An 11,322-nucleotide genomic window follows, 5' to 3' on the forward strand; every position below is an offset into this window, starting at 1 on the left:
ATACTTATCCGTATGACGGTACGGATCGCGGTCGCCGGGGCCAGCGGGTACGCCGGGGGCGAGGTGCTCCGCCTCCTGCTCGGTCACCCGGACGTGGAGATCGGCGCGCTCACCGCCGGCGGCAACGCGGGCTCCCCGCTGTTCGCCCACCAGCCACACCTGCTGCCGCTGGCCGACCGGGTGCTGGAGGAGACCACCGCCGACACCCTCAAGGGCCACGACGTCGTCTTCCTCGCCCTGCCGCACGGCCGCTCGGCCGAGATCGCGGCGCAGCTGGGCGACGACGTGCTCGTCGTCGACTGCGGCGCGGACCACCGGCTCACCGACCCCGCCGCCTGGGACCGCTGGTACGGCGGCGCGCACGCGGGCAGCTGGCCGTACGGCCTGCCCGAGCTGCCCGGTCAGCGCGACGAGCTGCGCGGCGCCCGCCGCGTCGCCGTGCCCGGCTGCTACCCGACCGTGTCGTCGCTGGCCCTGGCGCCCGCGATGGGGCTGGTCGAGCCCGAGGTGACGGTGGTGGCCGTGTCCGGCACGTCCGGCGCGGGCAAGGCGCTCAAGCCCCACCTCCTCGGCTCCGAGGTGATGGGCTCGCTCAGCGCCTACGGCGTCGGCGGCGCGCACCGGCACACCCCGGAGATCACCCAGAACCTGTCCAAGGTCGCCGACGAGCCGGTCCGGGTCTCGTTCACCCCGGTGCTGGCGCCGTTGCCGAGGGGCATCCTGGCCACCTGCTCGGCGACGCTGAAGGACGGTGACGCGGACGTCCGCGCCGCCTACGAGAAGGCCTACGCCGACGAGCCGTTCGTGCACCTGCTGCCGGAAGGCCACTGGCCCACCACGGCCGCGGTGCTCGGCTCGAACGCCGTGCAGCTGCAGGTGGCCGTGGACCGCGACGTGAACCGGCTGGTCGTGGTCGCCGCGATCGACAACCTGGCGAAGGGCACCGCGGGCGCGGCCGTGCAGTGCATGAACCTGGCGCTCGGCCTGCCCGAGACCACCGGCCTGTCCACCGTGGGGGTGGCGCCGTGAACCACGGGACCGCGCACGGACCCCGGCGTGACAAGGGCGTGACCGGCCCCAAGGGCTTCAAGGCGGCGGGCGTCGCGGCCGGCATCAAGGAGTCCGGCGCGCTCGACCTGGCGCTGGTCGTCAACGAAGGGCCCGGCCAGGCCGCCGCGGGCGTCTTCACCACCAACCAGGTGAAGGCCGCGCCCGTGCTGTGGTCCCAGCAGGTGCTCAAGGAGCGCAAGCTCCACGCCGTCGTGCTGAACTCCGGCGGCGCGAACGCCTGCACCGGCCCCGAGGGCTTCCAGGACACCCACGCCACCGCCGAGAAGGTCGCCGAGGTGCTGGGCGTCGGCGCGATCGAGGTCGCGGTGTGCTCCACCGGACTGATCGGCGAGCGCCTGCCGATGGACGAGCTCAAGGCCGGGGTCGAGCAGGCGGCCCGGGAGCTCGACGCCACCGACGGGTCGGGCCTGGCCGCCGCCACCGCCGTGATGACCACCGACTCCCACCCCAAGCAGTGCTGGCAGGACCACCCGGACGGGTGGTCGGTCGGCGGGTTCGCCAAGGGCGCGGGGATGCTCTCGCCGAACCTGGCCACGATGCTCAGCGTCATCACCACCGACGCGGTGATCGACGGCGACGCCCTGGACGCGGCCCTGCGCGCGGCCACCGCCAAGACCTACGACCGGCTCGACGTGGACGGCGGCACGTCCACCAACGACACCGTGCTGGTCCTCGCCTCCGGCGCCTCCGGCGTCACGCCGACCGCCGAGCAGTTCGCCGGCGTGCTCACCGCCGTGGCGGCAGACCTGGTCAAGCAGCTCCAAGGCGACGCGGAGGGCGCGACCAAGGAGGTCGCCATCACGGTCAACGGCGCGCTCACCGAGGCCGAGGCGGTCGTGGTCGCCAAGACCGTCGCCGAGGACAACCTGGTCAAGACCGCGCTGTTCGGCTCGGACCCCAACTGGGGCCGGATCGCGATGGCCGTGGGCCGCTCGCGGGCCACCGTCGACCAGCACAAGCTCGGCATCGCGATCAACGGCGTCACGCTGTTCGCGGACGGCCACCGGGCCGCCGACCGCGGTGAGGCCGACCTGTCCGGCCGCGACGTCGCCGTCGTGGTCGACCTGAACCTCGGCGACGGCACCGCCACCGTGCTCACCACGGACCTGTCGCACGGGTACGTCGAAGAGAACAGCGCGTACAGCTCATGATCACACCGCAGGTCAAGGCCGGGATCCTGATCGAGGCGCTGCCGTGGCTGCAGCGCTTCCGCGGCGCGATCGTGGTCGTCAAGTACGGCGGCAACGCCATGGTGGACGACGAGCTCAAGCGCGCGTTCGCGCAGGACATGGTGTTCCTCAAGCTCGCGGGCCTGCACCCGGTCGTGGTGCACGGCGGCGGGCCGCAGATCGCCGCGATGCTCAAGCGGCTCGGCATCGACAGCGAGTTCCGCGGCGGCCTGCGCGTGACCACGCCGGAGGCCATGGACGTGGTCCGGATGGTGCTGGTCGGCCAGGTGCAGCGCGAGCTGGTCGGCCTGATCAACTCCCACGGCCCGCTCGCGGTCGGCCTGTCCGGCGAGGACGCCCACCTGCTGACCGCCGCCCGGCGACCGGCCATCGTGGACGGCGCGCCGGTCGACATCGGCCTGGTCGGCGACATCGTGGACGTCAACCCGGACGCGGTGCTCGACATCGTGCACGCGGGCCGCATCCCGGTCGTGTCCACGGTCGCACCGGACGTCGACGGCGTGGTGCACAACGTCAACGCCGACACGGCGGCGGGCGCGGTGGCCGTGGCGCTGAAGGCCGAGAAGCTGGTCGTGCTCACCGACGTCGAGGGTTTGTACGCGGACTGGCCGGACAAGAGCTCGCTGCTGCACCGCGTGGACGCCGAGCGGCTGGAGAAGATGCTGCCGGACCTGGACAGCGGCATGGTGCCGAAGATGGAGGCCTGCCTGCGCGCGGTGCGCGGCGGCGTCCCCGAGGCGCACGTGATCGACGGCAGGCTGGCGCACTCGGTGTTGTTGGAGGTCTTCACCTCCGAGGGCGTCGGAACGATGGTGACCGAACGGACAGAGGCGGGCGGGGCATGAGCGAGAGCCGGAACCGGCAGCGGTGGCAGGCCGCGATGATGAACAACTACGGCACGCCCGGCCTGACCCTGACCCGAGGCGAGGGCGCGCACGTCTGGGACGCCGACGGCAACCGCTACCTGGACCTGCTGACCGGCATCGCGGTCAACGCGCTCGGCCACGCGCACCCGGCGATCGTGGCCGCCGTGACCGAGCAGGTCGCCAGGATCGGCCACACGTCCAACCTCTACATCAACGAGCCCGCGCTCGCGCTGGCCGAACGGCTGCTCGACCTGTCCGGTGTGGACGGTGACGGCCGGGTGCTGTTCTGCAACTCCGGCGCGGAGGCCAACGAGGCCGCGTTCAAGCTGAGCCGCCGCACGGGCCGCACCAAGGTCGTGGCCACCGACGGCGGCTTCCACGGCCGCACCATGGGCGCGCTGGCGCTGACCGGCCAGCCCAAGAAGCGCGAGCCGTTCGAGCCGCTGGTCCCCGGCGTCGTGCACGTCCCGTACGGCGACGTGGCCGCGCTGGAGGCCGCGATCGACGACGAGACCGCCGCGTTCATCGTGGAGCCGATCCAGGGCGAGAACGGCGTCGTCGTGCCGCCCGAGGGCTACCTCGAAGCGGCCCGCCGGATCACCACCGAGCACGGCGCGCTGCTCGTCCTCGACGAGGTGCAGACCGGCGTCGGCCGCCTGGGCACCTGGTTCGCGTTCCACCAGGTCGGGATCGTCCCCGACGTGATCACCCTGGCCAAGGGCCTGGGCGGCGGGCTGCCGCTCGGCGCGTGCATCGCGGTCGGCCCGGCCAAGGACCTGTTCGAACCCGGCCACCACGGCACCACGTTCGGCGGCAACCCGGTGTGCTGCGCCGCCGCGCTCGCGGTGCTCGACACGATCGCCGCCGACGGCCTGCTGGAGCACACCGCCGCGGTCGGCAAGGAGATCGCGACCGGGGTCGAGGCACTGGACCACCCGCTCATCTCCGGGGTGCGGGGCGCCGGCCTGCTGCTCGGCATCACGCTGCGCGAGGCGGTCTCGGCGAAGGCCGCGGCGGCCGCGCAGCGGGCCGGTTACCTGATCAACCCGATCCAGCCCGACGTCATCCGCCTGGCGCCGCCGCTGGTGCTGGACGAGGCGGACGCCCACCGACTGGTGGCCGACCTGCCCTCGTTCCTCCCCACCCCAGGCCAGGAGCCGTGATGGTGCGCCACTTCCTCCGTGACGACGACCTGACCCCGGACGAGCAGTCCGCGGTCCTCGACCTGGCCGACGGCTACAAGGCCGACCGGCTGACCGCCAAGCCGCTGGCCGGGCCCAAGTCCGTCGCGGTGATCTTCGAGAAGAACTCCACCCGCACCCGGCTGTCGTTCGAGGTCGGCATCGCCCAGCTCGGCGGCAACCCGGTGATCATCGACGGCCGGTCCATGCAGCTGGGCCGCGAGGAGACCATCGAGGACACCTCCCGGATCCTGTCCGGGTACGTGGACGCGGTGATCTGGCGGACGTTCGCGCAGAAGCGCATCGACGCGATGGCGTCGGTGTCCCGCATCCCGGTGATCAACGCGCTGACCGACGAGTTCCACCCGTGCCAGGTCCTGGCCGACCTGCAGACCATCCGGCGCGTGCACGGCAAGCTCGCCGGCCTCACCGTCACCTACCTCGGCGACGGCGCGAACAACATGTCCCACTCGATGCTGCTCGGCGGCGTCACGGCGGGAATGCACGTGCGGATCGCCGCGCCCGCGCTGTTCCAGCCGCTGCCGTGGGTGCTGGACGACGCGCGCAAGCGCGCCGCGGACACCGGCGGCTCGGTGACCGTGATCGAGGACCCGCGCGAGGCGGTGGACGGCGCGGACGTGCTGGTCACCGACACCTGGACGTCGATGGGCCAGGAGAACGACGGCCGCGACCGGATGCGCCCGTTCCGGCCCTACCAGCTCAACGCCGACCTCGTGGCCGCGACCGGCGTGACGACGACCGTGCTGCACTGCCTGCCCGCCCACCGCGGCCAGGAGATCACCGACGACGTGCTGGACGGCCCGGACAGCGCGGTGTGGGACGAGGCCGAGAACCGGCTGCACGCCCAGAAGGCGCTGCTCGTGTGGCTGTTGGAGCAGTCGCGATGACCCGGACCGCGCGGCAGGCCCGCATCGTCGAACTGGTCGCCCAACGCGCCATCCGCAGCCAGTCGGAACTGGCGAAGACGCTGGCGGTGGAAGGCATCGAGGTCACCCAGGCCACGTTGTCGCGCGACCTGGACGAGCTGGGCGCGGTCAAGCTGCGCGGACCCGACGGCGGCGCGCCCGTCTACGTCATCCCCGAGGACGGCAGCCCGGTCCGCGGCGTGCAGGGCGGCACGTCCCGCCTCACCAGGGTGCTCGGCGAACTGCTCGTGTCGGTCGACCACTCGGGCAACCTCGCCGTCCTGCGCACCCCGCCCGGCGCGGCCCAGTTCCTGGCCAGCGCGCTGGACCGGGCCGCGCTGCACGACATCGTCGGCACCATCGCCGGTGACGACACCATCCTCGCCGTGGCCCGCGAACCCCTCACCGGCGCGGACCTGGCCGCCAGGGTGACCGCGCTCGCCGCGGGCGACGACCAGGCGCAGCCGGGAGAACCCCATGAGTGAGTTCTCCTCCGGCGCCTCGGCCGTCGGCGAGAGCGCCACCGCGCCGCTGGCCGTCCGGGAGCCGAACCGGTCGGCGGGCGTGCGGGCCCGCGAGACGTCGACCACCGCTCGCCACCAGCCGCCGGAGGCCACCCCGACGCCCGACCTGATCCGCTTCGAGCGGCGGGCCGGGCGGCACTGGGGTGCACTGGTGCACGAAAGCCGGTGGTTCCCGCTGCCCGAGCAGGCGTTGGACAGCTTCACCGACACCACCCGGCGGCACGGGTCCGGCGACGTCCGGCCCGTGGCGCGCGGTGTCCGCGCGGTCGTCACCGACCGGCGCGGCGGGGAGTCGCCGTCCGACCCCGGCCCGGGCGCCGGGCAGCACCGGCTCCTGCCGGACAAGATCGCCGCGACGTAGGGATTCGATCACGTGAGTTCATTGTGGGGTGGCCGGTTCGCCGGAGGACCGGCGGAGGCGATGGCGCGGCTGTCCGCGTCGACGCACTTCGACTGGCGACTCGCCCCGTACGACATCAGGGGTTCCCGCGCGCACGCCCGCGTGCTGCACCGGGCCGGTCTGCTGACCGCCGACGAGCTGGCGCGCATGCTGGCGGCGCTGGACGCGCTGGAAGCCGACGTGGCGGCCGGGTCGTTCACCCCGACGCTGGCCGACGAGGACGTGCACACCGCGCTGGAGCGCGGCCTGATCGAGCGCGCCGGACCGGAGCTGGGCGGCAAGCTGCGCGCCGGCCGGTCCCGCAACGACCAGGTGGCCACGCTGTTCCGGATGTGGCTGCGCGACGCCGCCCAGCGGGTGTCGGCGGGCGTGCTCGACGTGGTCGAGGCGCTGGCCGACCAGGCGTCCGCGCACGCCACCGCCGTCATGCCCGGCCGCACGCACCTCCAGTCCGCCCAGCCCGTGCTGCTGGCGCACCACCTGCTCGCCCACGGCCAGGCGCTGCTGCGCGACGTCGACCGGCTGCGCGACTGGGACAAGCGGACCGCCGTGTCGCCCTACGGCTCGGGCGCGCTGGCCGGCTCGTCGCTGGGCCTCGACCCGGCCGCGGTGGCCGAGGAGCTGGGCTTCGACGGCCCGGTGGAGAACTCCATCGACGGCACCGCGTCGCGCGACTTCGCCGCCGAGATCGCGTTCGTGCTGGCCATGATCGGCGTCGACCTGTCGAGGATCGCCGAAGAGGTGATCATCTGGACCACGGCCGAGTTCCGCTTCGCCGTGCTCGACGACGCGTGGGCCACCGGCAGCTCGATCATGCCGCAGAAGAAGAACCCGGACGTCGCCGAGCTGACCAGGGGCAAGTCCGGCCGACTCATCGGCAACCTGACCGGGCTGCTGGCCACGCTGAAGGCACAGCCGCTGGCCTACAACCGGGACCTCCAGGAGGACAAGGAGCCGCTGTTCGACTCGGTCGAGCAGCTGGAACTGCTGCTGCCCGCGCTGGCCGGGATGATCGCCACCACGCGGTTCGACACCGCGCGGATGGCCGAGCTGGCGCCCGCCGGGTTCACCCTGGCCACCGACATCGCCGAGTGGCTGGTGCGGCAGGGCGTGCCGTTCCGGGTGGCGCACGAGGCGGCGGGCGAGTGCGTCCGGGTCGCCGAGGGGCGCGGCGTGGGGCTGGAGGAGCTGACCGATGAGGAGTTCGCCACGATCTCTCCCGCGTTGACGCCCGAGGTGCGTAGCGTGTTGACCGTGGAAGGGTCCATCGCGTCACGGGACGCGCACGGCGGCACCGCGCCCGATCGGGTCGCCGAGCAGCTCAAGAGGTTGCGCGACAAGGTCTCCGTTGCCCGCAACGCCTAGGCAGCTCACCGAGCGGGAGCTCGCGGTCGACCCCGTCGACGCCGCGCGGCTCCTGCTCGGGAGCGTCATCGAGTCGACCACCGACGAGGGCGTGGTCGGGCTGCGGATCGTGGAGGTCGAGGCCTACCGGGGCGGCGACGACCCGGCGTCCCACTGCTACCGGGGCCGCACGCCGCGCAACGACGTGATGTTCGGCCCGGCCGGTCGGCTCTACGTGTACTTCGTCTACGGCATGCACTTCTGCGCGAACGTCGTCTCGCTGACCGACGGCGTGCCCGGCGCGGTGCTGCTGCGCGCCGGCGAGGTGGTGACCGGGTCGGCGCTGGCGCACGCCCGCCGCCCGACCGCGCGCAACGCCGCCGAACTGGCCAAGGGCCCGGCCCGGCTGACCGGCGTGCTCGGCCTCGACCGCGTGCACAACGGCGTGAACCTGACCGAGCCGGACGCGACCGTGCGGCTGCTGGCCGGCGAGCCGGTGGACGACGCCGACATCCGCACCGGCCCGCGCGTGGGCGTGGCCGTCGCGGTGGACGTGCCGTGGCGGTTCTGGATCGACTCGCCCGCCGTCAGCGCCTACCGCCGGGGCACCCGCCGGACGCGCGTCACCACCTGAGGCCGTTCGCCCGGGGACCCTGCCGGCCGGCGACCCGCTTCGGCCGCACCGACCCGGAGCCGCACCTCGACGCCGACCGGACGTTACGTTCGAGGCGACCTCGCGCCCGACCCCGCCGGTCCTGCCCCACGACCTGGTCGAGGTCCTAGACCTCGCCGAACACGTGGGCGCCGGGCGCGTCCGCGTCGTCGCCCGCCCAGAACTCCACCCAGTGCTGGACGAACTCGGACTTCGAGATCGAGCCGTCGCCGTCGAGGTCCAGCCGGGCGAAGACGGCGTCGGTCGGGGAGTCGTCGCCGGTCCAGGCGTGGATCATCCGGGCGTACTCGGGCGCGGACACCCGGCCGTCGCCGTCCTCGTCCACCGCCTCGAACATCGACTCCGCGGTGGCCACCACCAGGTCGAGCATGGTGCCGAGGTCCTTCACCACGGTCAGCACCTCGTCCACCGTGACCTTGTCGTCGCGGTCGTGGTCGGACGCCGCCCGCAGCGCGTCCCACCAGCCCATCATGATCTCCCGCAACCGATCCGGGTCGGCCGCGCCCCGGAGGTGCACCCACCGGTCCGTCAACGCCTCGAAATCGGCCCGCTCGAGGAACCCGTCGCCGTTCGAGTCCATCGCGGTGAACACGATGGAGGTCTTCTTCCGCTGCAAGTCGCTGGCCACGCAAGCAAACTTGGTCGGGGAACGCCACGAGGACAATTGACCAGCCGGGGCAAACCCCTGCGCGCCCGAGTGACATCACGGTGACGGTCGGTAGTGCCCGGTCCGGCGCAAGAAGACATGCCGCCCGACCGCCGTCACCCACACCGGCGGGGTGGCCTAGCGCACCGTGCGCCGGTACCAGACCCGGCGCTCGTGCGCGGGCAACGCCACCCGGCTGATCACGCTGGTCAGCACCGCGCCGATCAGCAGCCACAGCAACGCGGCCAAGCCGTCGTTGAACAACGTCCGCACACCGGCGTTCGCGGGCGTGAACAGGTCGCGCAGGCCCAGCGACACCGCCGCCGACCACGAGTCGATCAGCTGCGCGAACCCGTTCGCCGGGTTGGCGCCGCCGATCACCAGGAAGATGTGGATCGCCAGCACGATCGCGAACAACCAGCACAGCACGTCGATCACGGCGCACACCACGCGCACGGCGCGCACCCGGCCGTCACCGCGCTCGACGACCTCCTCCTCCCGCGAGTAGGGGAGTTCCTCCCGGTACGCGGGCTCGGCCGGGGGGCAGGTGCTCGGTGGGACGGTCGGCGGGACGTCTGTCGCGATTCGGGTAGGTCATCAGCCGTGGTCCTCTCACTAGAGCCCCTCGCCGACTACCCGCAGGCGGCACCGCCTCAAACTGCTTTGACCAGGTGGAGGAGAATGGCCGTCCGTGAGCGAGCACATCCTCGACGAGCTGTCCTGGCGCGGCCTGATCGCGCAGTCCACCGACCTCGACGCGCTGCGGAAGGACCTCGACGCCGGTCCGCTCACCCTCTATGCGGGGTTCGACCCGACCGCGCCCAGCCTGCACGCCGGCAACCTCGTCCCGCTGCTCATGCTGCGCCGCTTCCAGCGCGCCGGGCACCGGCCGATCGTCCTCGCGGGTGGCGCCACCGGCATGATCGGCGACCCGCGTGACAGCGCGGAGCGCGCGCTCAACCCGCTGGACACCGTCGCCGAGTGGGCCGGGCGCATCCGCGGCCAGCTGGAGCGGTTCGTCGAGTTCGACGACAGCCCCACGGGCGCGGTCGTGGTCAACAACCTGGACTGGACCGGGAACGTCTCGGTGCTGGAGTTCCTGCGCGACGTCGGCAAGCACTTCTCGATCAACGTCATGCTCGCCCGCGACACGGTCAAGCGCCGGCTCGACGGCGACGGCATGTCGTACACCGAGTTCAGCTACCTGCTCCTGCAGTCGCACGACTACCTCCAGCTCAACCGGAAGTACGGCACCAGGCTCCAGGTGGGCGGCTCCGACCAGTGGGGCAACATCATCGGCGGCGTCGACCTGGTCCGGAAGGTCGACGGGAAGTCCGTGCACGCGCTGACCGCGCCGCTGGTCACCGACGCCGAGGGCCGCAAGTTCGGCAAGTCCACCGGCGGCGGCAACGTGTGGCTCGACCCGCAGATGACCTCGCCGTACGCCTGGTACCAGTACTTCGTGAACGTGGGCGACGCCGACGTGCTCCGCTACCTGCGGCTGTTCACCTTCCTGTCCCAGGAGGAGATGGCCGAGCTGGAGCGGCAGACCACCGAGGCGCCGCACCTGCGCGCCGCGCAGAAGAAGCTGGCCGAGGAGTTCACCAACCTGGTGCACGGCGAGCACGAGACGCGGCAGGTCATCGCGGCGAGCCAGGCCCTGTTCGGCCGCGGCGAGCTGCGCGGGCTCGACCTGTCGACGCTGGTGGCCGCGATGGCCGAGGCGCCGACCGGCGAGGTCCGCCTGGCCGACGCGCCGACCATCGTCGACCTCCTGGTCAGCTCCGGGCTGGCGGACAGCAAGGGCGCGGCGCGGCGCACCGTGAAGGAGGGCGGCGCGTACGTGAACAACTCCAAGGTGACCGACGAGGAGTGGGTGCCCGCCAAGGAGGACCTGCTCCACGGCGAGTGGCTGGTCGTCCGGCGCGGCAAGCGCAACACCGCCGGCGTGCGGGTGCTCATCTGACCTGCGCGAACAGGCTTCGCGAGCGTGACGTCGAAGGCCGTCGGTCCCACCCGGACCGGCGGCCTTCGCCACGTTCGAGTGTGATCGCGGTCACACTGTTGCCGGTGGGCAGGGTCGGATAGCGTGGACTGGAGTGCGGCACGGGCTGCTGACCTGCGGTTTCAGCCTGTGGCGCGGTGCTGCGCCCCCGATTTGACCTCCGGTTCGGCTGCGTGTAACTTTCTCCATGTCAGCGCGGAACGGGCCGGGAACACCGGAACGGAGTGCGGCAGGTCACGAACCAAGCTCCCGCTAACGTGGTAGAGTGGGTGACTGCGGAACGGAAGACCCAGTCGAGGCTCGTCTGAGCCCAGCGACCAGGGCGTCTTGTTTCCCAACACAAGCTTTAGCTGAATCACAAGCCTCGGATCGAGCCGCTTCGCAGCGGTGAGTGATGATGTGCGCGTGTTCTTTGAGAACTCAACAGCGTGCCGAATAGCCAGTAAATTTATGAACCTCGTCAAGAGGTTTCCTTTGAGATTGTTACTGGACAACT

The 11,322-nt window shown here is 72.2% G+C and carries 12 protein-coding genes; 10 read left to right on the forward strand and 2 right to left on the reverse strand.

Annotation, left to right across the window (positions count from 1 at the left end; all coding sequences use genetic code 11):
- Window positions 1-12: 12 nt before the first annotated feature.
- From argC to ACZ7GX_RS33200, 9 genes are read left to right on the forward strand one after another with little or no spacing between them, the layout of a single operon-like run.
- Window positions 13-1,029, forward strand: a complete 1,017-nt coding sequence (gene argC, locus ACZ7GX_RS33160; RefSeq protein WP_498782519.1) for an N-acetyl-gamma-glutamyl-phosphate reductase — start codon at window positions 13-15, stop codon at window positions 1,027-1,029.
- Entirely contained in the window at window positions 1,026-2,222 is a 1,197-nt protein-coding gene (gene argJ / locus ACZ7GX_RS33165) for a bifunctional glutamate N-acetyltransferase/amino-acid acetyltransferase ArgJ (protein ID WP_498782521.1), read from the forward strand. The genes argC and argJ overlap by 4 nt, the downstream gene beginning before the upstream one ends.
- Window positions 2,219-3,106, forward strand: coding sequence for an acetylglutamate kinase (gene argB, locus ACZ7GX_RS33170; protein WP_498782523.1), 888 nt, complete (start codon window positions 2,219-2,221; stop codon window positions 3,104-3,106). Before argJ ends, argB begins: the two co-directional genes overlap by 4 nt.
- Window positions 3,103-4,290 (forward strand): acetylornithine transaminase, encoded by a 1,188-nt coding sequence (locus tag ACZ7GX_RS33175; RefSeq protein ID WP_498782525.1) that lies wholly within the window; start codon window positions 3,103-3,105, stop codon window positions 4,288-4,290. Before argB ends, ACZ7GX_RS33175 begins: the two co-directional genes overlap by 4 nt.
- A complete protein-coding gene (gene argF / locus ACZ7GX_RS33180) occupies window positions 4,290-5,216 on the forward strand; it encodes an ornithine carbamoyltransferase (RefSeq protein ID WP_498782527.1) in 927 nt (308 codons plus the stop codon). Before ACZ7GX_RS33175 ends, argF begins: the two co-directional genes overlap by 1 nt.
- Entirely contained in the window at window positions 5,213-5,719 is a 507-nt protein-coding gene (locus ACZ7GX_RS33185; RefSeq protein ID WP_498782529.1) for an arginine repressor, read from the forward strand. Before argF ends, ACZ7GX_RS33185 begins: the two co-directional genes overlap by 4 nt.
- A complete protein-coding gene (locus ACZ7GX_RS33190) occupies window positions 5,712-6,119 on the forward strand; it encodes a hypothetical protein (protein ID WP_498782531.1) in 408 nt (135 codons plus the stop codon). The genes ACZ7GX_RS33185 and ACZ7GX_RS33190 overlap by 8 nt, the downstream gene beginning before the upstream one ends.
- A 12-nt stretch (window positions 6,120-6,131) precedes the next feature.
- Complete coding sequence (gene argH, locus ACZ7GX_RS33195) at window positions 6,132-7,523, forward strand: argininosuccinate lyase (RefSeq protein ID WP_498782533.1); 1,392 nt, start codon at window positions 6,132-6,134, stop codon at window positions 7,521-7,523.
- Window positions 7,507-8,136 carry a DNA-3-methyladenine glycosylase gene (locus ACZ7GX_RS33200; RefSeq protein ID WP_498782535.1) on the forward strand — a complete coding sequence of 210 codons (630 nt, stop codon included), beginning with the start codon at window positions 7,507-7,509 and terminating at the stop codon, window positions 8,134-8,136. Before argH ends, ACZ7GX_RS33200 begins: the two co-directional genes overlap by 17 nt.
- 145 nt (window positions 8,137-8,281) lie before the next feature.
- On the opposite strand, the gene ACZ7GX_RS33205 is transcribed toward ACZ7GX_RS33200, so the two are convergent.
- Together ACZ7GX_RS33205 and ACZ7GX_RS33210 are read right to left on the reverse strand one after the other, a co-directional pair.
- On the reverse strand, window positions 8,282-8,803 hold the full coding sequence (locus ACZ7GX_RS33205) for an EF-hand domain-containing protein (RefSeq protein WP_498782537.1): 522 nt from the start codon (window positions 8,801-8,803) through the stop codon (window positions 8,282-8,284).
- Between the two features lie 156 nt (window positions 8,804-8,959).
- Window positions 8,960-9,286, reverse strand: a complete 327-nt coding sequence (locus ACZ7GX_RS33210) for a hypothetical protein (protein WP_498782539.1) — start codon at window positions 9,284-9,286, stop codon at window positions 8,960-8,962.
- Window positions 9,287-9,512: 226 nt separating this feature from the next.
- Here ACZ7GX_RS33210 and tyrS point away from each other — a divergent pair, with 226 nt between their 5' ends.
- Window positions 9,513-10,787 carry a tyrosine--tRNA ligase gene (gene tyrS, locus ACZ7GX_RS33215; RefSeq protein WP_498782541.1) on the forward strand — a complete coding sequence of 425 codons (1,275 nt, stop codon included), beginning with the start codon at window positions 9,513-9,515 and terminating at the stop codon, window positions 10,785-10,787.
- Window positions 10,788-11,322 lie beyond the last annotated feature (535 nt).

This window comes from Actinosynnema sp. NPDC037264, assembly GCF_055603705.1.